Annotated in this window: 18 protein-coding genes; 11 read left to right on the top strand and 7 right to left on the bottom strand. The window is 63.4% G+C overall.

Annotation, left to right across the window (positions count from 1 at the left end; all coding sequences use genetic code 11):
- The first annotated feature begins 20 nt into the window (after positions 1 to 20).
- The gene (locus tag NXC14_RS04750; protein WP_085777181.1) at positions 21 to 944 is read left to right on the top strand and encodes a pirin family protein; all 924 of its coding nucleotides are present in this window, start codon (positions 21 to 23) and stop codon (positions 942 to 944) included.
- Between the two features lie 33 nt (positions 945 to 977).
- Here the strand turns inward: NXC14_RS04750 and NXC14_RS04745 are convergent, their stop codons facing one another.
- Complete coding sequence (locus NXC14_RS04745; RefSeq protein WP_085779979.1) at positions 978 to 2,957, bottom strand: phospholipase D-like domain-containing protein; 1,980 nt, start codon at positions 2,955 to 2,957, stop codon at positions 978 to 980.
- Positions 2,958 to 3,221: 264 nt separating this feature from the next.
- Between NXC14_RS04745 and dxs the strand changes: the two genes are divergently transcribed.
- Positions 3,222 to 5,138, top strand: a complete 1,917-nt coding sequence (dxs, locus tag NXC14_RS04740) for a 1-deoxy-D-xylulose-5-phosphate synthase (RefSeq protein WP_085777180.1) — start codon at positions 3,222 to 3,224, stop codon at positions 5,136 to 5,138.
- Positions 5,139 to 5,430: 292 nt separating this feature from the next.
- Here the strand turns inward: dxs and NXC14_RS04735 are convergent, their stop codons facing one another.
- On the bottom strand, positions 5,431 to 7,374 hold the full coding sequence (locus NXC14_RS04735; RefSeq protein WP_085777179.1) for a methyl-accepting chemotaxis protein: 1,944 nt from the start codon (positions 7,372 to 7,374) through the stop codon (positions 5,431 to 5,433).
- Positions 7,375 to 7,638: 264 nt separating this feature from the next.
- On the opposite strand from NXC14_RS04735, the gene NXC14_RS04730 reads away from it, so the two are divergent.
- On the top strand, positions 7,639 to 8,385 hold the full coding sequence (locus NXC14_RS04730) for a TlyA family RNA methyltransferase (protein ID WP_085779978.1): 747 nt from the start codon (positions 7,639 to 7,641) through the stop codon (positions 8,383 to 8,385).
- Positions 8,382 to 9,632: a class I SAM-dependent RNA methyltransferase gene (locus NXC14_RS04725; RefSeq protein ID WP_085777178.1), complete on the top strand. Its 1,251-nt coding sequence runs from the start codon at positions 8,382 to 8,384 to the stop codon at positions 9,630 to 9,632. Before NXC14_RS04730 ends, NXC14_RS04725 begins: the two co-directional genes overlap by 4 nt.
- 47 nt (positions 9,633 to 9,679) lie before the next feature.
- Here NXC14_RS04725 and NXC14_RS04720 read toward each other — a convergent pair whose 3' ends face one another.
- The gene (locus NXC14_RS04720) at positions 9,680 to 10,129 is read right to left on the bottom strand and encodes a helix-turn-helix domain-containing protein (RefSeq protein ID WP_085777177.1); all 450 of its coding nucleotides are present in this window, start codon (positions 10,127 to 10,129) and stop codon (positions 9,680 to 9,682) included.
- Between the two features lie 85 nt (positions 10,130 to 10,214).
- Between NXC14_RS04720 and NXC14_RS04715 the strand changes: the two genes are divergently transcribed.
- Together NXC14_RS04715 and NXC14_RS04710 are read left to right on the top strand one after the other, a co-directional pair.
- The gene (locus NXC14_RS04715) at positions 10,215 to 11,033 is read left to right on the top strand and encodes an oxidoreductase (RefSeq protein WP_004680452.1); all 819 of its coding nucleotides are present in this window, start codon (positions 10,215 to 10,217) and stop codon (positions 11,031 to 11,033) included.
- Positions 11,034 to 11,113: 80 nt separating this feature from the next.
- Positions 11,114 to 12,118 (top strand): MBL fold metallo-hydrolase, encoded by a 1,005-nt coding sequence (locus tag NXC14_RS04710; RefSeq protein ID WP_085777176.1) that lies wholly within the window; start codon positions 11,114 to 11,116, stop codon positions 12,116 to 12,118.
- A gap of 29 nt (positions 12,119 to 12,147) precedes the next feature.
- On the opposite strand, the gene NXC14_RS04705 is transcribed toward NXC14_RS04710, so the two are convergent.
- On the bottom strand, positions 12,148 to 12,900 hold the full coding sequence (locus tag NXC14_RS04705; RefSeq protein ID WP_085777175.1) for a crotonase/enoyl-CoA hydratase family protein: 753 nt from the start codon (positions 12,898 to 12,900) through the stop codon (positions 12,148 to 12,150).
- A 29-nt stretch (positions 12,901 to 12,929) separates the two neighbouring features.
- A complete protein-coding gene (locus NXC14_RS04700; protein WP_085777174.1) occupies positions 12,930 to 14,708 on the bottom strand; it encodes an acyl-CoA dehydrogenase in 1,779 nt (592 codons plus the stop codon).
- Positions 14,709 to 14,912: 204 nt separating this feature from the next.
- Here NXC14_RS04700 and NXC14_RS04695 point away from each other — a divergent pair, with 204 nt between their 5' ends.
- The gene (locus NXC14_RS04695) at positions 14,913 to 15,908 is read left to right on the top strand and encodes a transporter (protein ID WP_085777173.1); all 996 of its coding nucleotides are present in this window, start codon (positions 14,913 to 14,915) and stop codon (positions 15,906 to 15,908) included.
- Positions 15,909 to 16,345: 437 nt separating this feature from the next.
- Positions 16,346 to 16,609, top strand: coding sequence for a DUF982 domain-containing protein (locus NXC14_RS04690; protein WP_085779977.1), 264 nt, complete (start codon positions 16,346 to 16,348; stop codon positions 16,607 to 16,609).
- A 113-nt stretch (positions 16,610 to 16,722) separates the two neighbouring features.
- Here the strand turns inward: NXC14_RS04690 and NXC14_RS04685 are convergent, their stop codons facing one another.
- Positions 16,723 to 17,190: a BA14K family protein gene (locus tag NXC14_RS04685; protein WP_085777172.1), complete on the bottom strand. Its 468-nt coding sequence runs from the start codon at positions 17,188 to 17,190 to the stop codon at positions 16,723 to 16,725.
- 117 nt (positions 17,191 to 17,307) lie between these two features.
- Positions 17,308 to 18,552: an aromatic ring-hydroxylating dioxygenase subunit alpha gene (locus NXC14_RS04680; RefSeq protein WP_085779976.1), complete on the bottom strand. Its 1,245-nt coding sequence runs from the start codon at positions 18,550 to 18,552 to the stop codon at positions 17,308 to 17,310.
- A 403-nt stretch (positions 18,553 to 18,955) separates the two neighbouring features.
- On the opposite strand from NXC14_RS04680, the gene NXC14_RS04675 reads away from it, so the two are divergent.
- The 3 genes from NXC14_RS04675 (at position 18,956) to NXC14_RS04665 (ending at position 22,077) form a co-directional block, all read left to right on the top strand.
- On the top strand, positions 18,956 to 19,564 hold the full coding sequence (locus NXC14_RS04675) for a DUF6656 family protein (RefSeq protein WP_085777171.1): 609 nt from the start codon (positions 18,956 to 18,958) through the stop codon (positions 19,562 to 19,564).
- Positions 19,565 to 19,632: 68 nt separating this feature from the next.
- Complete coding sequence (locus NXC14_RS04670) at positions 19,633 to 20,607, top strand: L-threonylcarbamoyladenylate synthase (RefSeq protein ID WP_085777170.1); 975 nt, start codon at positions 19,633 to 19,635, stop codon at positions 20,605 to 20,607.
- Between the two features lie 33 nt (positions 20,608 to 20,640).
- A complete protein-coding gene (locus NXC14_RS04665; RefSeq protein WP_085777169.1) occupies positions 20,641 to 22,077 on the top strand; it encodes an FAD-binding oxidoreductase in 1,437 nt (478 codons plus the stop codon).
- Positions 22,078 to 22,270 lie beyond the last annotated feature (193 nt).

The following is a 22,270-nucleotide window of genomic DNA, read 5'->3' as shown; positions in this document are numbered from 1 at the left end:
CCTGCAAGCGGAGATCCCTCATGTCCTTCTTTCCCGGTAAAGATCCCCTGCCCGGCGATGCCTTCGCCTGCGATGCGATCGAGAACCTGATCATTCCGCGCAGCAGCGATATCGGCGGCTTCCAGGTGCGGCGCGCGCTGCCGACGCGGCAGCGGCGGCTGGTCGGGCCGTTCATCTTCTTCGACCGCATGGGACCGGCGATCCTGAAGCCCAATGAGGCGCTCGACGTCAAGCCGCATCCGCATATCGGCCTTTCCACCGTCACCTATCTGTTCGACGGCGAGATCCGCCATCGCGACAGCCTCGGCACGGAAAAGGTCATCCGTCCAGGCGACATCAACCTGATGACGGCCGGCCGCGGCATCGTCCATTCCGAGCGCACGCCGGACAATCTGCGCGGCCATCCGTTGCTGATGTCCGGGCTGCAGACATGGCTCGCGTTGCCCGACGACAAGGAGGAGATCGATCCTTCCTTCGCCCATACGGAAAAGACCGACATGCCGCTGATCGAAACATCAGGGGTGCGCGGCCGGGTCGTCATCGGTTCGTTCGAAGGCATGACATCGCCGGTCGGCACGTTCTCCGACACGCTCTATATCGATCTCAACCTGCAGCCGGGCGTCCGCTTTCCCTTCGGCGCCGGCCATGAGGAGCGCGCCGTCTACGTGCTGTCGGGCGAGGTGGTCATCGCAGGCGATCGCTTCGCCGCCGATCAGTTGCTGGTCTTCCGGCCCGGCGATCCTATCACGCTGGAAACCGGCGGCGACGGCTGTCATCTAATGCTCTTCGGCGGCGCGGCGCTGAATTCGAAACGCTATATCTGGTGGAATTTCGTGGCGTCCTCGAAGGAGCGGATCGAAAAGGCCAAGGAGGAATGGCGCACCGGCCGCTTCGATATCGTGCCGGGTGACGAAGAAGAATTCGTGCCTCTGCCGGAGGGATGACGGCGCGGGATCGCCACCGTCAGCTTCGGGAATTCAGCCCACCGCGAAATAGCGCGTCAGCGCCCCCTTCGTGCGATTGACGTAGCCGTCCAGCCAACTGTCGTCGACGTTGAGGAAGCCCGACCAGCCTTTCTTGCCTTGACGCTTCAGTTCCGCCTCGACCGCACGAAACCGGTAGTGGTCGTAGACATCGAGGATATGCACCGCATAGGCCTCGGCAAGGGCGCGGTCGCCTTTGACGATCAGCATGTTCTCATCATTGGCGTAGGAGGCCTTGAAACCGAGATTATGGCTGCCGAGGACGACGACGCAGTCATCCGATAAGGGATCGATCACCAGCACCTTGTCGTGAATGATGGCGCCGACCTTCTTGGCCGTCAGTTCCTCCGCGCCGAAATCCGCCAGCAGTTGCCGGTCGTCGATGCGCGAGGCGCGGACGATCGAGACGTTGGCCTCGTCGAACGTATGCGGCGAGATGGCGTGGACATCGTCGTCCTCGTCGTCGGGATCGTTCTTTTTGCTGGGGACATAGTTGGGCATGGCCTGGGGGCTGGAAACGGCGCCGGTGACGATCAGCTTCTGATCCTTGAGGCCGATGTCGATCGCCTCGCCGACGATGCAATCCTTGCCGGACTGTCCGGGATAGAAGGCCAGAAACAGCACCGCATGCTCGGCGCGGCGCATCAGCCGGTAGACCTCGCGAAGGTCGGGCGGTGTATCCTTGCGCTTCCTTCGGCTCTGCATGTTCGGCGAGAACCATGCTTCCACCGAAGCGCCATTGCCGGTGGGCACAATGGACGGCGTCTCGTTCGAGCGACGGAACGCCTTGCTCTGCTGGTTGTCGGGCATACCGTCATCGAATTCGACCGGCTCTTCCAGCGTTGCATTGTCTTCCAGCATCCGCTCCCAATAGGAGACATAGGCCGCGGCAACGGCATCGTTCCTGACGATCAGCGCATTGTTGGATTGGCCGGCAAGGCCCGTCGCCGTCCAGTTGGTGCTGCCGGTGAAGACGCTGCGATCCGCGCCGCCAGGCGGAATATGGACGACGAACTTGTTGTGGCCGATCTGACTCGAATTGTTGAACATGCGGTGGTGAATCTCAGCGCCGGCCTCGATCAACGCGTTACGTGCATGGGCATTGCGCACATCCCAGTTGTCACCGACCTTTCCGGTATTGGCGAGGATGAGGCTGAGCTTGTCCTTGTTGGCAAGCAGCAGGTCGAGCAGTTCCTCATCCTCGAGCTCGTAGAGCGCGACAAGGAACCGGCCAGGCGCATTCATGAAGTCCTTGAGCATGGGAATGACATCGCCGGCAAGATATTTGCGGATGCCGTTTTCCGGATTGGAGATCATGTCGATCAGCTCGTTCGGCTGTTTGACGCCGTCTTCCAAGAGCACGTTTCGCAGCCACTGGGCGGCGAGGATGCCGTTGGTGAAGGTGGACTCGAACTGGCCACGCTTGCGCGTCACATGCACCGGATTGGAGGCGACGGCCGGCCCGAGATAACCGAGCGGCCGCGGAGGCCCCTCATAGGCCTTGACCGCGATCTTCTCGAAGGTGCCGTCGAGCTTTTTGATCGGCCGGCCATTTTCATCCCGCTTGTTGATTTCGACGATCTCAGGCGTCGGATCGGGCGCGGCCTGCATGCCCGGCTTCAGGTCGCCGAGCGGGCGGATTTCATAGCGCACGCGGACCTCGTCCGGTCGGCGCTTCATCTCGTTGCGGCGCTTGCGCAGCGTCAGGTCGCGCCAGGACAGCTTCTGCACCGGCCAGAGCGACGTCGTCTGCGGCAGCCAATGCGGATTACGCTGCCCCTTGAAGGCGATCCAGGCGGCGCAGGTCACCCGGTCCTCGCTGCCGTCGGACCTTATCGACACGTTACCCTGTTCGTCGAGATAAACGCGGACGACTTCGAACCCGAGGCACCCGTCGATCTTGGCATCGATGTCCCAGGCCACATAGGCGACCTCGTTATTCACGTAGGCATGCGCTGCAACAATCGTTCCCATGACCCGTCCCCCAGTCAGTCCGGCAACATTGCTACCATTCCGTGTCATATTCAAGCTGTTCGCCAGCGCTTCGCGCATTCGATCGCCCGGGCAAAATCAGGCAAATGCAACTCACAGAAATAGAAAGTGATATCTTCCGAAACCGCTCACACTTTTTTCCGCCATGCTCTAAGGTGAAAACCTTCGGTTCCTGAAATGCACTTGTTTTGCCCCGATCTAATCGAATAAAGCGAAACGAGGAAAAGCAAGAAAGAGCACCCGCCCGTGACACAACTGCCGAAGACTCCCCTGCTCGACCAGGTCATCTATCCAGCCGACCTGCGCAAGCTCGAGGATCGCGAGCTGCCGCAGCTTGCCCGCGAAGTCCGGGACGAAATGATCGATGCGGTGTCGCGCACCGGCGGTCATCTCGGCGCCGGCCTCGGCGTGGTCGAGCTGACGATCGCCATCCACAGCGTCTTCGATACGCCCAACGATCGGCTGATCTTCGATGTCGGCCACCAATGCTATCCGCACAAGATCCTCACCGGCCGGCGCGACCGCATCCGCACGCTGCGCCAGGAAAACGGCCTTTCCGGTTTCACCCGCCGGGCCGAAAGCGAATATGATCCGTTCGGGGCGGCGCATTCCTCGACCTCGATCTCGGCCGGCCTCGGCATGGCGATCGCCGCCGATCTGGAGAAGACCGACCGGCGCGTCATCGCCGTCATCGGCGACGGGGCGATGTCGGCCGGGATGGCCTATGAGGCGCTGAACAATGCCGGCGCCCTCGACGCCCGCCTCATCGTCATTCTCAACGACAACGACATGTCGATCGCCCCGCCGACGGGGGCGATGAGTGCCTATCTCGCCCGCCTCGCCTCGGGGCGCACCTATATGGGTTTCCGCGATTTCGGCAAGAAACTGACGGCCTATCTCGGCAAGAACATCGACCGGGCAATCACCCGCGCCGTCGAGCATGCGCGCGGCTACGTCACCGGCGGCACCATGTTCGAGGAGATGGGCTTCTATCATATCGGCCCGATCGATGGGCACTCCTTCGACCACCTGCTGCCGGTGCTGCGCAATGTGCGCGATAACGCCCGCGGACCGGTGCTGATCCATGTCGTCACCCAGAAGGGCAAGGGTTATCCGCCGGCGGAAGCCGCGGCCGACAAATACCATGGCGTCAACAAGTTCGACGTCATCACCGGCGCGCAGGCGCGGGTCAAGCCGAATGCGCCGAGCTATACCAGCGTCTTTGCCGAAGCGCTGGTGCAGGAAGCCGCACTTGACGACAAGATCGTCGGCATCACCGCCGCCATGCCGAATGGCACCGGCCTCGACAAACTCGCCGAGGCCTTTCCGTCGCGCTGTTTTGACGTAGGTATCGCCGAACAGCATGCCGTGACCTTCGCCGCCGGCCTCGCGGCGGAAGGCTACAAGCCGTTCGCCGCGCTTTACTCCACATTCCTTCAGCGCGCCTACGACCAGGTCGTGCACGACGTGGCGATCCAAGGCCTGCCGGTGCGTTTCCCGATCGACCGCGCCGGCTTCGTCGGCGCCGACGGGCCGACCCATGCCGGCTCCTTCGACACAGCCTTCCTCGCCACCCTGCCCGGCTTCGTGGTGATGGCGGCGGCCGACGAGGCTGAACTCAAACATATGGTGCGCACGGCCGCCGCCTATGACGCCGGCCCGATCTCCTTCCGCTATCCCCGCGGCGAAGGTGTGGGCGTCGACATGCCGGCGCGCGGCGAAATCCTGCAGATCGGCAAGGGCCGCATCGTCAAGGAAGGCACCAAGGTGGCGCTGCTCTCCTTCGGCACCCGGCTTGCCGACTGTCTGCTTGCCGGCGAGGATCTCGACGCCGCCGGGTTGTCGACAACGGTCGCCGACGCGCGTTTCGCCAAACCGCTCGACCACGACCTGATCCGCCAGCTCGCCCGCCACCACGAGATGCTGATCACCGTCGAGGAAGGCTCGGTCGGGGGCTTCGGCAGCCAGGTGATGCAGTACCTTTCGAGCGAAGGCCTGCTCGACAACGGCCTGAAGATCCGTTCGCTCGTCATGCCCGACATCTGGATGGAGCAGGCCAAGCCCGAAGCGATGAATGCCCATGCGGGATTGGATCGCGCCGGGATTGTTTCGACGGTGTTCCGGGCGCTAGGGCGCGGTGTTGCGGTTGGGGTTGCGGGGTAGGCAAATTTTTGAGGGTTGCGCCGCCCCTCATCCGCCTGCCGGCACCGACCGGGGTCGAGCCACGGGTCTCGACCCGTCCTTCGGACCCCCGTAAACGGGGCGAAGGGACCATGCCGCACCCTCTCCGTTCTCCATTAACCTTTCGCAGGGCACGTCCCCTCGCCCCATTTACGGGAGAGGGTAAGGGTGAGGGGCGGTTCCTGCTCGCACCTATGCCAATCTTCTCAATAAAAAAGGGCAGCACATCACTGCGCCGCCCTCTTCCTTAGCCTTTCCTTCCGAAAGCGCGCTCTCAGAACTCCGTCCAGTCCTCCTGAACCGCAACCGCAGCGCTCGCCTGTTTGCCGCCGAAGGCCTTGGTGACCTTGCTGGCGAGTGCGCGGGCCGGTGACGCGATGGGGCGCGAGGCCGGCGTTGCGGCTGCCGTCCTCTGGACCGGAGCGGCAAGCTCGGTTCCGAGCTTGAACTGGCGCAGCAGCTCGTCCAGGGCGCTTGCTTCCTGGGCAAGCGCATGGCTTGCAGCGGTCTGCTGCTCGACCATCGCCGCATTCTGCTGCGTGCCCTGATCCATGTTGTTGACGGCGGTATTGATCTCCTGCAGGCCGATCGACTGTTCGCGCGTGGCGGTGACGATCGCGTTGACGTTGCGGTTGATCTCCTGCACCTCGGCGACGATGGCTTCCAGCGCCTTACCGGTCTCGCCGACCAGCGTGACGCCGGTTTGCACATGCGTGCCGGAATTGGTGATCAGGTCCTTGATTTCCTTTGCAGCCTTGGCGGAACGCTGCGCCAGCTCGCGCACTTCCTGGGCGACGACTGCAAAGCCCTTGCCTGCCTCGCCGGCGCGTGCCGCTTCGACGCCGGCGTTCAGCGCCAGGAGGTTGGTCTGGAAGGCGATGTCGTCGATGACGCCGATGATGTTGGAGATTTCGCCGGAGGATTTTTCGATCTGCTGCATGGCCGAGACCGCCTTGCGGACGACATCGCCGGATTTTTCGGCGCCGAGGCGGGTGCGCTCGACGAGATTGCCGACATCCTCGGCGCGCTTGGCGCTGTCGCGCACCGTCGTCGTCACCTGCTCGAGCGCTGCAGCGGTCTCTTCGACGGCTGCGGCTTGCTGCTCGGTGCGATGGGCAAGATCGTCGGCAGCCGAGCGGATTTCGCCAGCGCCTGCATTGATCGCCGAGGCATTGCGGCCGACTGACTGAAGTGCCGCCTGCAGCTTTTCGACGGCGTGGTTGAAGTCGTTGCGCAGGCTGTCATATTGCGGCGCGAACGGCGTCTGGATGCGGGCAGCGACATCGCCGACGGCAAGGCCGGCAAGGCCACCGGCGAGAGCGTCGACGGCATAGCGGAGCTCGCCTTCTTCGCGCGCCTTCTGCTCATCGCTTGCCTGGCGCTGGCGCTCTGCATCGTCGCGCATGCGGTCGGTTTCCCCGGCAAGACGCAGCTTCTCGATCGCCGCCTGCTTGAAGACCAGGACCGACTTGGCCATGCGGCCGATCTCGTCGCCGCGTTCGACAGCCGGAACCTCGATATCGTTCTGGCCGCCGGCGAGCCGGTCCATGGCAGCGGTCATGCCGACGACCGGGCGGACGATGGTGCGCGACATCAGCCAGGCAAGAAGGGCGGCGGCAAGCGAGGCGACGATGCCACCGGCAAGCAGCGTCGTCGTCAGATCGCTGTTGGCATCAGCCCGGATCGCAGCGAGCGCATTCGACTTTTCGCGGGCGGTCGCCTTGATCTTGGCGGACGCCTGGCGGAAACCGTCGAGCTGACCCTTGGCGGCGTTGACGCCGATCTTGACGACCTCTTCGATCGGCATGTCGGTTTCCTTGCGCGCCTTGGTCTGCGGTTCGGCAAGTTCATGGAAATAAAGGTCGGCCGCCTTCTGCATGCCGTCGATCATCTCGACCAGCTGCGGCTCGCCGGCCGCGGTCTGCTTGGCGGCGGCGATTGCCTTCAGCATGCGCTCGCGATTGGCGAAGACATCGCCATAGGTGCTGTCGCTGCGGAAGAGAATGAAGCCGCGCAGGTTGACCGCCTGCTCGAGCATGGCCTGCAGCGCATCGTCGATCTGGTTGACGAGCAGCTCCGATTTTTCCTGCTCGGTGGAGGCGGCCGCCGATGCCGTCGCCTTGGAATAGACGAAAGACGAAACGGACACGAAGATCAGAATGAGGGCTGCGAACGTGGCCGCAAGCTTCCCATTCAAGGATATGTTTTTAACAGACATCGGTGAGTTCTCCTGGCGACAGTCGGCGCGGCGAGAGACAGTCGCGCGCAAGGCGCAACCGCAGAGACTTGGAATTGGAAACATGATCGGCGGAAGACGCCTGCGCCTTCATGGCACGAAGCGGTTCGGACCAACCGCTGCAATCGTGCCGACCCTATGCGGACAGGCTTTAAATTTGTTTAAATCGCGGATCGCAGGAATTGCCCTGCAACCGGCAGGAATAAAATGCTTGCAAGCGGCGGCTTTGCCGGTCATTCACAGCCGATGTCCGATCAAAACAGCCAACGCCTCGACCAGCTTCTCGTCTCCCGCGGCCTCTTTGCCAGCCGCTCTCGGGCGCGCGACGCCGTGCAGCGCGGCACGGTCCGGATCGCCGGTGAGGTGGTAACCAAGGCCGGCGCGCTCTTCGGCGACGATGCCGATATCGAGATCGACGACCCGGCACAGGCTTACGTCTCGCGCGCCGCGCTGAAGCTTGCGGCCGCTCTCGACCATTTCCGGCTCGATCCGGCCGGCCATCACTGTCTCGATATCGGCGCCTCCACCGGCGGCTTCACCGAAGTGCTGCTGCTCAGGGGCGCCCGGCACGTCACCGCAATCGATGTCGGCCATCGGCAGATGCATCCGCGGCTATCCGGCGATCCGCGGGTGACGAACCGCGAAGGCCTCAACGCCCGCAGTCTCAGCGCCGACGATATCGGCGAGCCCGCCACCTTCATCGTCTCCGATGTCTCCTTCATCTCGCTGAAGCTGGCGCTGGCTCCGGCGCTCGATCTCGCTGCGGCGGGTGCTGTCGCCGTGCTGCTGGTCAAGCCCCAGTTCGAGGCCGGGCGCGAGGCGATCGGCAAGGGCGGACTGTTGAAGGACCCCTCGTCTGCTCCCGCCGTCGCTGCGGAATTGGAGCGCTGGTTCACCGAGGACATGGGCTGGAATAGCCTCGGCCTCATCCCCTCCCCGATTGCCGGCGGCGACGGCAATCAGGAATTTCTTCTGGCAGGATTGAAACCGTGAGCACCGAAACCGTTACCATCGAGAAGCTCGGCGCCCAGGGCGACGGCATTGCCGGCAGCGCCGGCGGGCCGGTCTATGTGCCCTTTTCCCTGCCGGGGGAAACGGTGGCGATCGCCCGTGTCAAAAACCAGGGCACGATCATGTCGATCGCGACGGCCTCGCCCGACCGGCAGGAGCCGGCCTGCCGGCATTTCGGCCCTGATGGCATCAACGGCACCTGCGGCGGCTGCACGCTGCAGCACCTGGCGGATGGCCCCTACCGCGCCTTCAAGCGGCAGCTGGTCGTCGATGCGCTGAAATCCAAAGGGCTGACGCCGGAGGTCGGCGAGATCGTTCCGGCCCGGCCGGGCGAACGCCGGCGCGTCGTGTTTGCGGCGCGCAAGACCGAGAAGGATATGTTGATCGGCTTCAACCAGGCCGAAAGCCATCATATCGTCGCCATCGAGGAATGTCCGATCTCGTCGGCAGGGATCGTCGCCCGGCTGCCGGCGATCAAGGCGATTGCCACCTCGCTCGCGACCAATGCCGAACCCTTCCGGGTCGCCGTGCTGGAAACGCTCTCCGGTCTCGATCTGGCGATCGACGAGATCAAGAAACTCTCCGACCCGCAGCGGCGCAAGGCGATCGAAACCGTGCTCGGCCTGCGCGGCATCGCCCGCGTGACGCTGAACGGCGAAATCCTCGTCGAGCCGGCCAAGCCGATCATCGATTTCGGCGGCGTCGAGGTTTCGCCGCCGGCCGGCGGCTTCGCCCAGGCGACCAAGCCGGCGGAAGAGGCGATGGCGGAGCTGGTGCTCGCCCATGTCGGCAAGGCCAAGCGGATCGCCGATCTTTTTGCCGGCGCCGGCACGTTTTCGCTGAGGCTGGCGCGGATCGGCCGCGTGCATGCGGTCGAGGCCGAGGCAGCGGCGCTCGCCGCACTCGACCAGGCCGCCCGCAAGACACAGGGGCTGAAGCCGGTGAGCGTCGAAAAGCGCGATCTCTTCCGCCGTCCTGTGATGACGCAGGAGTTCAAGCCCTACGACGCCGTCGTCTTCGATCCGCCGCGCGCTGGCGCGGAGTTTCAGTGCAGGGAGCTTGCCCGCTCAGCCGTGAAGAAGATCGCGGCCGTCAGTTGCAACCCGCTGACGCTGGCGCGCGACCTCGCGATCCTCGTCGAGGGCGGCTACTGCATCACCGGGGTAACACCGATCGACCAGTTCCTCTGGACCTCGCATGTCGAGGTCGTGGCGACGCTGGAGAAATAGGCCGCTTCGCCCCGGCGCGATCGCGATTCCGGAGCGTCGAGAACATTTTATCGGTCGCCAGGCTCGCTTTCCGGCTGCAAGCTCATGCGCAGTGGTCGCGTTCCAAGCTTTGCGCCGGTCACGGCATCGATTGCGATCGGCTCGATCTCTGCTCCTGACTCGACGTCGATATAGCGGGCGAGTTCGCCATCGCAATGGCGGTGTGCCCAAGCCCCGATCATCATCAGCACAGGCAGAAAATCGCGCCCGGCTTCGGTGAGGACATATTCTTCGCGAGGCGGCCGTTCGGAATAGAGCCGCTTCTCCAGCAGACCGTCCTCCGTCAGCGCCTTGAGACGCTTGGTCAGCATGGTCGGCACGATGCCGAGGCTCTTCCTGAACTGGTCGAAGCGAGTGAGGCCCGTATGGGCGTCGCGCAAGACGAGAATGCTCCACGCATCGCCGACGGATTGAAGGCCGCGGGCGACCGGGCATTGGGGAATCGAATTATTTTTCATTCAATATCTTTTCGATAGTGACACGATATCGAAAAGATAGTAACAGATCGGTCAAAGATGATCCACCCTTTTGAAAGCTGACAATATGACCGACAAAAACAGAAGCGTTGCACTCGTCACCGGTGCGTCCTCTGGCATCGGCCTCGCAACGGCGCAATCGCTGGTCAAGGCCGGCTACCGCGTGTTCGGCACCAGCCGCAAACCGGTGGCCAATAGGCCCGGGATAACGATGCTGATCTGCGACGTGGCCGATGAAGCCTCGGTGCAGGCGGCTGTTGCGGAGATCGTCCGGCAAACCGGCCGCCTCGACCTCGTCGTCAACAATGCCGGCGTCGGCCTCATCGGCGGCGCGGAAGAATCCTCGATCGCCCAGGCCCAAAGGCTTTTCGACGTCAACGTCTTCGGCGTCGCGCGCGTCGCCAATGCCGTGCTGCCGGTCATGAGGAAGCAGAAGAGCGGCCGGATCATCAACATGAGCTCGATCCTCGGCCTCATCCCGGCTCCCTACAATGCCTTCTATGCTTCGACCAAACATGCGCTCGAGGGCTATTCCGAATCGCTCGATCATGAAGTGCGCAACTTCGGCATTCGTGTTGTTCTCGTCCAACCCGGCGTCACCAGAACATCCTTCGAGGAAAATCTGACACGAGCAGACCAACCTCTTCCGGTCTATGCTTCGGAGCGCGCCCGCAGCGAAGCGCTGATGCGCAAGTGGGTGGAAACGGGCGATGCGCCCGAGGTCGTCGCCGACATGGTCGTGAAAGCCGCAACCGCGAAGAAGCCGAAGCTGCGCTACTCCGCAGGCAAGCAATCGCGCCAGGTCCGCTCGCTTCGCCGCTACCTCCCCGAGCGGCTGGTCGACAGCCTGCTGCGCAAGGTCAATGAGTTTCCGGCCTCAGCCTGACACGTTCATCGAGGATAGGATTCAGATTGCAAGCCGACAGGCTTAAACTTCCTGTCCTCGACCACGGAAACCGATTCTCAATGCGCAAGACCAAAAGACGCAATCCCTACTATGCGGGCCCGGTGTCCGATCACTTCGACGGCACGCTTTTCTTCAATCCCGAAGGGATCGAGCCACTTGGATTCCGCGAGCTCTTGCGGTGGCAGTTCGGCGGCGGCCGTGACCGGTGGCCGCGGTCGGTCCCAAGTCCATATCCGGCCGCCAAGCCGGATCCCCATGTCGGTGGCGGGGATCTGCGGGTGACCATGGTCGGGCATGCAACACTGCTGGTGCAGGTCGCCGAGCTCAATATTCTCACCGATCCGGTGTGGTCGGAGCGGGTCAGCCCCTTCACCTTTGCCGGCCCCAGACGCGTCGTTCCACCGGGCATCGCCTTCGATGATTTGCCGCCGATCGATCTCGTGCTGGTCTCGCACAATCATTATGACCATCTCGATATCGCAACGCTGATACGGTTGCATGCGAAGCATCGGCCGCGGATCGTGACGCCGCTCGGCAATGACACGATCATGCGCCGCGCCGTGCCCGATCTGCAAACGACAGCGATGGATTGGGGCGAGCGCATTTCGCACGCCGGCATAAGCATCGATGCGGAGCCGGCCCATCATTGGTCCGCCCGCGGCGGCGCCGATCGCCGGATGGCGCTCTGGGCCTCGTTCGTCCTGTCGACACCAGCCGGCAAGATCTATCACGTCGGCGATACGGGCTTTCACCGCGGCATCAATTACAAAGCGGCGCAGCGGAAACACGGCGGTTTTCGCCTGGCGATTTTACCCTTCGGCGCCTATGAGCCACGATGGTTCATGAAAGGGCAGCATCAGAATCCTGAGGAGGCGGTGATGGGGATGAAGCTGGCAAATGCGGCCTATGTGGCCGGGCACCACTTCGCCACGTTCCAGCTGACGAATGAAGCGGTCGACGCGCCGGTAAGAGCGTTGCAAGAGGCGATGAGCGAGCATGAGATTGCCTCGGACCGGTTCCGGCCGCTCAGGGCCGGAGAGGTGTTCAACGTGCCGATGGTCTAATCGGTATCCGTTTGCTGCCGGACCGCCGTTCAGCGGCGCATGAAGGCTTCGAAGGCGGCGCGCGCTTCGGCGCTCTTCAGCCGCGCGGCGAAATGGCGGGCCTCGACATCGATGCGGGCGATGACCTCTTCCCGGGAGCCGCAAATGAGATCACGGGCGATCCTCAAGGCTTCCGGCGGCTTGGCGGCGAGTTTCGCGGCCGCGATCAGCGCCGCATTCTCCACCTCGTCCGGCGTCGTCACCTTCCAGATGAGGCCGGCCTCGCGAGCTTCTTCGGCGCTGAAGGCCTCGCCGGCGGCCAGCATGGCAAAGGCGCGCTGGTGGCCCATGACGCGCGGCGCGATCAGGCTGGAAGCCGCTTCCGGCACCAAAGCCAGATCGACGAATGGCGTGCGGAACTGGCTGCGGTCGGAGGCGATCGTCAGGTCGCAGTGCAGGTTGAGGGTGGTGCCGATGCCGATCGCCAGGCCGTCGACCCCTGACACCAGCGGCTTTTCGGATCCGGCAAGCGCGTAGAGGAAATCGATCAGCTCGTCTCCCATGCTGCCGCCCATGGCCGTGGCAAGAAAATCGCCGATGTCGTTGCCGGCCGAGAAGCTGCCTTCGGTGCCGAGAAAGACCGTCACTCTGATATTCGCGTCCGTATTGGCGGCGGTGAGCGCCTCGGTCATGGTGCGATACATCGCCCGTGTGAAGGCGTTCTTCTTTTCCGGCCGGTTGAAGCGGATCAGCTGAACGCCGGGATGGGCGGAAGGCTGCTCGACGATGATGTGATCGGTCATTGGATCTCCTCGGAACTTATGGGGTCTCGTCAGGCAAGCAGAATGCGGGCGGCGGCAAGGCTTGCCGCGCCGTTGACCACCCGGTCGCGCAAGGCCGCGGTCTCGGCGAGCAGGTTTTCAGCGGCGAAGCGGCAGAGCGCGATACGGCCCTCGCCCTTGCCGTCGCCGCTTTCGGCCAGAGCCCCCTTGGCGAGGTAACAGCCGGTGAGCACGAGGCCGAACAGGCGCTGATAGGGGGTGGCGCCGGCAAGCGCCTCGGCGGCCTTGTCATCGGCAAGTACTGCCAGAAGCCAGGCGGTCGCCGCGTCGAGATCGGCGATCGCGACGGCGAGTCTCGCGGCAGTTTCGCCGAAACCATCGAGATTGGAGCGCTCGACAGCCTCGGCGATCGCCTTCAATTCGCCGATAAAGCCCATGACCTGATCGCCGCCGGAGAGCGGCAGCTTGCGGGTGACGAGGTCGATTGCCTGGATGCCGTTGGTGCCCTCATAGATCGGCGCAATGCGGGCGTCGCGGAGATAACGGGCCGCACCCGTCTCCTCGATGAAACCCATGCCGCCATGCACCTGAATGCCGAGCGAGGCGACATCGACGCCGGCATCGGTCGAAAACGACTTGGCGATCGGCGTCAGAAGCGCGGCGCGCTCCTTCCAGTGGCGGCTGGTGTCGCCGGCCCGACGCGACATGTCGATCGCATGGGCGCAGGCATAGGAGATGGCGCGCGCCCCTTGCGTCAGCGCCCTCATGGTCAGGAGCATGCGAGCGACATCGGGATGGTCGACGATCGGGCTCATGCCGGGCCCGGTCGAACCTGGCGCCCTGCCCTGCGTGCGCTCCCTGGCATAGGCAAGGGCCTTCTGGGTGGCGGCCTCGGCGATCGCCACGCCCTGCATGCCGACGGCGAGGCGCGCATTGTTCATCATCGTGAACATGCAGGCGAGCCCCTTGTTCTCCTCGCCGACCAGCCAGCCGATCGCCCCCTTTTCGTCGCCGAACCGGCCGTCGCCATAGATCATCGTGCAAGTCGGCGAACCATGAATGCCGAGCTTGTGCTCCAGCGCGTGGCAGAAGAGATCGTTGCGGGGCCCAAGCGAGCCGTCGTCGTTCACCAGGAATTTCGGCACCAGGAAGAGCGAGATGCCGCGCGTGCCGGCCGGTGCATCCGGCAGCCGCGCCAGCACCAGATGGATGATGTTGTCGGCAGCGTCGTGTTCGCCCCAGGTGATGAAGATCTTCTGACCCGATATGCGATAGCTGCCGTCGGGCCTACGTTCGGCACGGGCCTTCAGGACGCCGAGATCGGAACCGGCATGCGGCTCGGTCAGGTTCATGGTGCCTGTCCACTCGCCCGACACCATCTTCGCCAGATATTTCTCCTTGAGCGCGGCGCTGCCATGGGTGCTGACCGCCTCGATGGCGCCCATGGTCAGCGTCGGAGCGAGCGCAAAGGCCATGGATCCGGAATTCCACATTTCGAGAGCCGCGACATTCAGCATGTCAGGCAAGGCCTGGCCGCCGAAAGCCTCTGGCGCCGTCAGGCCGTTCCAGCCACCTGCAATCCAGCTGCGGTAGAGATCACGCCAGCCATCCGGCAGCCGGACCTCGCCATCGACGAGGCGGGCGCCCTGGCGGTCACCGATCTCGGCGAGAGGCGCCACCTCCTCTGTGGCAAAACGTCCCGCCTCGTCCAGGATTGCGTCGACGAGATCCTCGCCGAGATCGTCAAAAAGACCTTTCGACATCGCCTCGCCCATGCCAGCTACATGCTTCAATGTGAACGCGATTTCCTCAACGGGCGCCTTGTACATGCTTTCTCCTCCGTCGGGTGCCTGCACCTCATGCAAAGCCCCCCCGGCAAGGGCTAGTTGATTTTTACGTAAACGTCAATTTTGATTCATACGACGCAATGCGATAATTCCACCGGCATGGCGCTTTCTTCTTGCACCGCGGCGCCCATGGACGGCATGGAGAACTGAAGACAATATATCGCCCTCGCAAAGGATCGGCGACCGATGGATACATTGCCCGTCAACATACCCGGTTTCGTCTGGGCCTATCGTTTCTCGCCGGATGAAAAGACGGCGGTGCGGCTGACCAACACCGCGACGGTAGCGGATCTGATCGCCGAGAACTGTTTCTACTGGCTGCATCTCAACCTCGTCGACGCCCGTGTGCCGGCCCTGCTCGAGACGCTCGACGGACTGACGGAGGAGGCGAGATCGGCCTTGACGACGCATGACACGCATGCGGCGCTGACCGTTGACGAGCAGATGCTCTATGGCACGCTCGTCGATTGCCAGCGCGATTTCGACCAGGACATCAACAATCTCGGCTGGCTGCATTTCGCCATGTCCGACCGCTTCATCATCACCACAAGGCTGCAGCCGCTGCGCAGCGTCGAGCGGGCGCGCACGCTGATCGAGAAGAATCCAGGCAAATTCTCGCGACCGGTCGATCTCTTCGAACTGCTTGTGATCGAATTCCAGCGGACGCTGATCGCGATCGTCATCGAACTCACCGAGGAACTCAACCAGATCGAGGATATCGTCTACGACAATGCGCCGCGCGACGAGCGCCGGCGGCTGGCGCCGGTCCGGCGAACCGTGGTGCGGCTGCACCGGCATCTGCGCACCGTGCTGGCGCTGATGCGCCGCGCCGGGGCAGCCGACGAGGACGAAATGCCCTTCGGCTTCGACGATGTGGCCCGGCGGCTGACGAGCCGGCTGGAAACGGTCGACCACGATGTCTATGCCCTGCAGGACCGGGCCCGGCTGCTGCACGAAGAAATCGATTCGAAACAATCCTCAGAGACCAACCGCCACCTCTATCTGCTGTCGATCATGACGGCCTTCCTGCTGCCGCCGACGCTGGTGACAGGTTTCTTCGGCATGAACACCGCCAACCTGCCCTTCGCCGTCGGCGATTACGGCACGGGATACGCCGTCATCCTGATCATCGCCTCGATCGTCTTCGCCTGGTGGCTGCTGCGGCGGGTGGATATTCTTTGAGGGTGAAAGGTTCGGCGTGACTCTCGGAGTGCGAGCTCGCTCCTATTCCGTCAAACGTCGCGGTACTTGCCACAGAGCTCACCCAACGCTCCGTCATCCCAGGGCTTGACCTGGCCTGACCCGAGGATTCATGTAGGCCTCCTCCACCAGCACCGGACATGGATCCTCTGCTCAAGGCAGCTCAAGGCCGAGAGTAGGTTAACGTTCTTGCCAATTCGCCGCCGACGCAGCGGATGGCGCGGCGTTGCGCCTATCGCATCATGCGGGACGCGGCCACTGTCAGCATTGCGACGCTTCGTCCATCTGTTTATGGCCTCGGCGATGGCGGGCAATCCCGGAGATCGGTGCCCGCGTGATCAGCTGCTTCATGCCACCACCTCGCGCGGAACGGTTCTTGCACGGTTACTAATATGTTCACCGTGGGGAGGCCTGATGTCATGAAGTGGCACACACCTGGAGAATTCAGCCCGCTGATGCTCGTTGTGAACGGGCCGGAAAAATACAAGCTTGTCGCGAGCCTTTGGGAGGCGGCCCAGATGCTCACGGCTTGCTGGCCGCTCGACGACGGGGAAGAATACCTGACCGCGGTGAAGGCTTGCCGGGATGCGATCCACGGGGACCTTCCTGCTGAGGACGCACGGTACGCGCTTATCCGTGCCGCCAAGGAAGCAGGCATTCCGGTGATCACCGTCGTTCACTGAGTTGTTGCGCCGTTGCTTCGTGCCACGGCCCTACACTTCGCTCCCCATGTTTGGCCCTTCCCCTCTTCCGTTTGCAGGAAAGGGGAAGGGTGACGGGCAGCATTCGGGACCTATCAATAAGGCGAATAGCACTGCTGGCGCGGGCCGTTATAAGGCTGGAAGGTGTTGTCGTAGGCGCGGTAGGACCGGTAGCGGTTCGCGCACCAGGCGACATGAGCCGAACCCATGTGCGGCGCGGGCGCGGCGTAGCGCGGAGCAGCAATGACCGCGCCGGCGCCGAAGGCGGCGAGCGGATACCAGTAGCCGTTATAGCGGCGATAGCCGGGGCGGTAGTAGGAATAGCCGCGATAGCCGCCATACCAGCCGGGGCGGTAGTAGGCGCCGGGGCGATAGCCGGGCCGGTAGTAGTCGCGGCGGTAAGGCCGATAATAATCGCGGTAGTATTGGACGTTCTCGACAGCCGAGGTTTTTTCAACCTGCGGCGCGGCCGGCATCTGTATTGCTTGCGACGGCACGAAGCCCGTCAGCACGACGGCGGCGGCCAATACCGCGGTCGCAATTTTGTTTCTCAGGCCGATCATTTCTTTCTCTCCATTCAGCAGCGATAACCGCTTGGTCTTGCAACGCTTTCGGGAGAAAATGGTTCCAAAAGCGGCCGGAACGGGCCGCTTTTGGATAAGCGGGGTCAACCGGCGCGCTCAGGCGACGGCGGAGATTTTCGCCGTTTCACCCTGCAGGCGGTTCACCATGAAGTTCGAGTACCATTCGAGGAACTGCATGACGCCGCCCTCGTGCACGGCCGAATAGGGACCGGGCTCATAGGCGGGCGAGTGGATGCCGAAGGCATTCTCTTCGACGATCCGGCGGTCCTGGTCGTTGGTCTCGGTCCAGACGTGGGTCAGCTCCTCGAGATTGTAATCGACGCCTTCCACGGCGTCCTTGTGGACGAGCCACTTGGTCGTCACCGCCGTCTCGTTGGCGCTGAGCGGCAGCACCCGGAAGGAGATGGCGTGGTCGCCGAGCAGATGGTTCCACGTCGTCGGATAGTGGAAGAGCAGCATCGTGCCGATACGATTGATCGAGATGTCGTCGGAGATCCGGCGCTGCACGGCCGGCTTGCCCGACATGGTGTAGCTTTCGGCATCCTCGATCAGCGGCATGCGGGCGGTGCGGAACTGGCCATCCGGCGAGATCTGGAACTTGCTCGGCAGGCCGGCTGCCTCGCAGCGCGCCCAATGGCCTGCAATCTCCGGATCGTCGGCGCCGCCGTCTGTGCCGGTGACGCTCGGCGCTTCCGGATAGGTGCGGCAGAGTTCCGGGTGATTGGCGGCGCAGTGGTAGCACTCGCGGTTGTTTTCCCAGACGAGCTTCCAGTTGCCCTTCTCGATGATCGTGCTCTGGAAAGCCACCTTGGTCTCGCCGATCCGATGCGGCGCCATATAGGGCTCGATCGTGTCGCGCACCGGCTTGAAATCGGGGGCGACGTCGGCAAGGCAGATGAAAATATAGCCTGCGACGCTCTCGCAGTGGACGGGCTTCAGGTTGAAGCCGGTTTTGTCGAAATCGTCGCCCATGTGACGGGCAAAGGCAAGTTTGCCGTCGAGATCGTAAGTCCACTGATGATAGGGGCAGACGAGACGCACGGAAGAGCCGTGCTCCTTGGTGCAGACTCGCGAGCCGCGATGACGACAGCTGTTGTGGAAGGCGCGGATGACATTGTCACGGCCGCGGACGATGACGACCGGATAGGTGCCGATCTGGACGGTGAAATAGGCGCCCGGCTTCGGCAACTCGCAATCATGGCCCATGAACAGCCAGTCGCGATAGTAGATCATCTCCATGTCGAGTTTGAAATAATCCTCGTCGGTGTAGAACGGCTGTTCGAGGCTGAAGCCCTCGCGGCGGTTCTTGAGCTGACGTAAAACGTTGCTGCGAATATCCATCTTCATGTCCTCGTGCACCGGCTGCCGCCTTCAGCGGAAGGCTATGGAAGCGCGCCTGCTAACCTTCTCCTGCGGGAGAATTGTTCATGGCGCCATTTAATCACCTGGCATTCCCGCCGCTTGGTTGTAATGCGACATCGGCTTCGAAATTGACGACAGGAAGCGCGGAGGCTTCAAAACAGCCCTTCCCGGTCGACCCGATCTCCGACTCTGCAGGCAATTATCGTCAATTGCGACATTGCGTAAAGACCGGATTGGCAAAGAAGGCGGCTCTCCGGTATCGGCGATTGTCGCATTTACGACATTGCCGGCTTCCGGCCGATGCGACGGCCGCATCTTAATGCTGCGTTAAGCATACGCTCTTATCCTGCTTTCGACCTCAGACCGACAAAGCATGTAAACCATGGCCAGACTCCGCTATTTCGACGCGAAAGAAGTAATCCGGCCGCAGGAGCGGCCACTGGTCGCCGCCCATTCCGAATTCCTGCGCACCGGCCGCATCCCCCGCGACCGGCGCCACTGGCTGGCCGAGGAAAGGCGCTACCTCACCCATGACGAGGTCGCCGCAAAGACCGGCCGCAAGCTGCAGGCGGCCGGCGAGAAGACGCATCAGCACATCAACGGCTTCCATCACTCGATCCAGTTTCCGAAGATGATCTTCCACCGGACGCTGGAGGACAGCCCGCATCTCGGCTATTGCCACGTCACCGCAGCGCGCACGAAATTCGCCCGCTACGAGGAGGTCAGCTGGGCTTTCTACATCGCCAACTTCTATTCCGAAATCGGCGACAACGACAACTTCTTCGAACGGATCGACGTCGGCTATTCGCGGATGTATTTTGCCGTCGCGATCAAGCCGGGCGAGGAGTCCTCCGAAAAGATGACGATCGACCGCTCGGTGCGCGGCAACGGGCTGCTCTTTCGCACCCACGATCCGCAGGCAGCGATCCGCAACATCCTGCTGCTCGGCGCCCGCAACGAACAGCTGCGCGAAATCATCCGCCAATTGTGAGCGAACAAGGCGATTGATCGTAAGCGGCGGAAAGCCTAATGACTGCCGGAACCAGAGACGGGCAGCATATGGCACGCATTATCGATATCAGAGCAGACAGGCAGGCGGCGCTCGAAGCGGCCTGTGCCGCTCTTTCCCAAGGCTTTGCCGTCGCCATGCCGACGGAGACCGTCTACGGCCTTGCGGCCGACGCCACCAATCCGGCAGCCATCACCCGCATCTACGAGACCAAGGGACGGCCGCGTTTCAACCCGCTGATCTGCCATATGGCCGATCTCGATATGGCCGAGCACCATGCCGAGTTCGACCCGGTATCGCGGGCGCTCGCCGAAGCCTTCTGGCCCGGCCCGCTGACGCTGGTGCTGCCGCTGAAGGCTGAAAGCCCGATCCACGCTCTGGCGACCGCCGGTCTCGACAGCGTCGGCGTGCGTGTGCCCAAGGGCTTTGCCGGCACGCTGATCGGTGCCTTCGGGCGGCCGCTCGCGGCGCCGAGCGCCAATACGTCAGGCGCCATCAGCGCCACAAGTGCTGCCCATGTCGAAGCCGATCTCGGGGCGAGAATTCCATTGATCCTCGATGCCGGTCCGAGCGCCGTCGGGGTCGAATCGACCATCGTCAAGGCGGAGGGCGGCCGGCTGCGGCTGCTTCGGCCCGGCGGACTGGCGGCGCGCGAGATCGAGCGCGTCGCGGGCCAGCCGCTGCTGCGCGCGAAAAAGGCATCGGCGGCAATCGAGGCGCCCGGCATGCTCGCCTCGCATTATGCGCCGGGCGCCAGCGTGCGCCTCAATGCGACCAAAGTGGAACCGGGCGAAGCGCTGATCGCCTTCGGCGGTGCGGCGGTCGAAGGCGCACACACGGCACGCGTCGTCCTCGATCTCAGCCCACGCGGCGACCTGGCGGAAGCGGCGGCCAATCTTTTCGACTATATGAAGCGGGCCGATGCCAGCGGCGTATCGAGCATCGCCTTTTCGCCGATCCCGGACGACGGGCTCGGCGAAGCCATCAACGACCGGCTGCAAAGAGCCGCCGCTCCGCGTGACTGACAGACCCGATGAAAGCGAAAGAGGATCGACCCGATGAGCAGTCCCGGAATTTCCGCCGATCTTCTCGACCGTTTCGCCGCAATCGTCGGCGAAAAATATGCGCTGCGCGGCGAGGCCGATCTGGCGCCGCACCTGATCGAAAATCGCGGGCTCTACCATGGCTCCTCCCCTCTCCTGCTGAAGCCAGGTTCGGTCGAGGAGGTCTCCGAGATCATGAAGCTTGCGACCGAGACCAAAACGGCGATCGTGCCGCAGACCGGCAATACCGGCCTCGTCGGTGGCCAGACGCCGCGCACGGGGCAGGCCGACATCATCCTGTCGCTCGAACGCATGACGAGGATCCGCGACGTCGACCCGGTGGCCAACGTGCTGGTCGCCGATGGCGGCGCGATCCTGGCCGATGTGCAGAAAGCGGCCGAAGCGAATGGGCGGCTGTTTCCGCTCTCGCTCGGCTCGGAGGGCTCCTGCCGCATCGGCGGCAATCTCTCCACCAATGCCGGCGGCACGGCCGTGCTTGCCTATGGCAATATGCGCCAGCTCTGCCTCGGCCTCGAAGTGGTGCTGCCGACCGGCGAGATCTGGGACGGCCTGCGCCGCCTGAAGAAGGACAATACCGGCTATGACCTGCGCGATCTCTTCATCGGCGCCGAAGGCACGCTCGGCATCATCACCGGCGCGGTGCTGAAGCTGTTTCCTCAGCCGCTCGGTCATCAGGTGGCGTTTGCCGGCCTCAATTCGGTCGAAGATGCGCTTGCGCTTTTCAACCTTGCCGCCAGCCTCTGCGGCACCTCGCTCACCGGTTTCGAACTGATGCCGCGCTTCGGCGTCGAGATCACCACCCGTCATATCGACGGCGTGCGCGATCCGCTGGATGCGGCCTACCCCTGGTACGTGCTGATCGACATCTCGACCTCGGATTCGGCCGAGACGGCGGAGCGGATGATGAACGGCGTGCTGGAACAGGGCTTCGAGACCGGGCTGGTGCAGGACGCCGCGATCGCCGCCTCCGTCGCCCAGCAGAAGGCGATCTGGCACATGCGCGAGAGCATGTCGGACGCGCAGAAGCCGGAAGGCGGTTCAATCAAGCACGACGTCTCCGTGCCGGTGTCGAAGATCCCGCATTTCATGGCCGAGGCGGAGAAAGTCGTCATGGCAGCCATGCCGGGCGCCCGCATCTGCGCCTTCGGCCATATGGGCGACGGCAATATTCACTACAATATTTCCCAGCCTATCGGCGCCGACAAGGCCGCCTTCATCGCACGCTGGCGCGAAATGAACCACATCGTGCATGGACTGGTGCTCGCCCATGGCGGCTCGATCTCGGCCGAACACGGCATCGGCCAGCTGAAGCGCGACGAACTGGCGGCAATCCGCCCGGCGATCGAAATCGAGCTGATGCGCCGCATCAAGCGCGCCTTCGATCCGGCTGGTATCATGAACCCTGGGAAGGTGGTCAGTCTCGAAATATGAGGTTTGCCCCTCATCCGCCTGCCGGCGCCGACCGGGGTCGAGCCACGGGTCTCGACCCGCCCTTCGGACCCCCGCACGCGGGGCGAAGGGGATATGCCGCAGCCTCTCCGTCTCCCGACAACCTCATCGCAGGGCAAGTCCCCTCGCCCCGTTTACGGGGAGAGGGTTAGGGTGAGGAGCAGCCGTCCGTACG

Source organism: Rhizobium sp. NXC14 (assembly GCF_002117485.1).
GTDB lineage: Bacteria > Pseudomonadota > Alphaproteobacteria > Rhizobiales > Rhizobiaceae > Rhizobium.
Note: the sequence above shows the minus strand (reverse complement) of the source record. Positions and strands in the feature narration are given on the sequence as shown.

What these genes read in the sequence shown, in the direction of transcription:
- NXC14_RS04745 (WP_085779979.1), bottom strand. Translation starts at nt 2,957, where the DNA reads ATGGGAACGATTGTTGCAGCGCATGCCTACGTGAATAACGAGGTCGCC.
- NXC14_RS04700 (WP_085777174.1), bottom strand. Translation starts at nt 14,708, where the DNA reads ATGTACAAGGCGCCCGTTGAGGAAATCGCGTTCACATTGAAGCATGTA.
- NXC14_RS04705 (WP_085777175.1), bottom strand. Translation starts at nt 12,900, where the DNA reads ATGACCGATCACATCATCGTCGAGCAGCCTTCCGCCCATCCCGGCGTT.
- NXC14_RS04750 (WP_085777181.1), top strand. Translation starts at nt 21, where the DNA reads ATGTCCTTCTTTCCCGGTAAAGATCCCCTGCCCGGCGATGCCTTCGCC.
- NXC14_RS04670 (WP_085777170.1), top strand. Translation starts at nt 19,633, where the DNA reads ATGGCACGCATTATCGATATCAGAGCAGACAGGCAGGCGGCGCTCGAA.
- NXC14_RS04720 (WP_085777177.1), bottom strand. Translation starts at nt 10,129, where the DNA reads ATGAAAAATAATTCGATTCCCCAATGCCCGGTCGCCCGCGGCCTTCAA.
- NXC14_RS04665 (WP_085777169.1), top strand. Translation starts at nt 20,641, where the DNA reads ATGAGCAGTCCCGGAATTTCCGCCGATCTTCTCGACCGTTTCGCCGCA.
- NXC14_RS04680 (WP_085779976.1), bottom strand. Translation starts at nt 18,552, where the DNA reads ATGGATATTCGCAGCAACGTTTTACGTCAGCTCAAGAACCGCCGCGAG.
- NXC14_RS04690 (WP_085779977.1), top strand. Translation starts at nt 16,346, where the DNA reads ATGAAGTGGCACACACCTGGAGAATTCAGCCCGCTGATGCTCGTTGTG.
- NXC14_RS04685 (WP_085777172.1), bottom strand. Translation starts at nt 17,190, where the DNA reads ATGATCGGCCTGAGAAACAAAATTGCGACCGCGGTATTGGCCGCCGCC.
- NXC14_RS04730 (WP_085779978.1), top strand. Translation starts at nt 7,639, where the DNA reads ATGTCCGATCAAAACAGCCAACGCCTCGACCAGCTTCTCGTCTCCCGC.
- NXC14_RS04715 (WP_004680452.1), top strand. Translation starts at nt 10,215, where the DNA reads ATGACCGACAAAAACAGAAGCGTTGCACTCGTCACCGGTGCGTCCTCT.
- NXC14_RS04695 (WP_085777173.1), top strand. Translation starts at nt 14,913, where the DNA reads ATGGATACATTGCCCGTCAACATACCCGGTTTCGTCTGGGCCTATCGT.
- NXC14_RS04710 (WP_085777176.1), top strand. Translation starts at nt 11,114, where the DNA reads ATGCGCAAGACCAAAAGACGCAATCCCTACTATGCGGGCCCGGTGTCC.
- NXC14_RS04735 (WP_085777179.1), bottom strand. Translation starts at nt 7,374, where the DNA reads ATGTCTGTTAAAAACATATCCTTGAATGGGAAGCTTGCGGCCACGTTC.
- NXC14_RS04675 (WP_085777171.1), top strand. Translation starts at nt 18,956, where the DNA reads ATGGCCAGACTCCGCTATTTCGACGCGAAAGAAGTAATCCGGCCGCAG.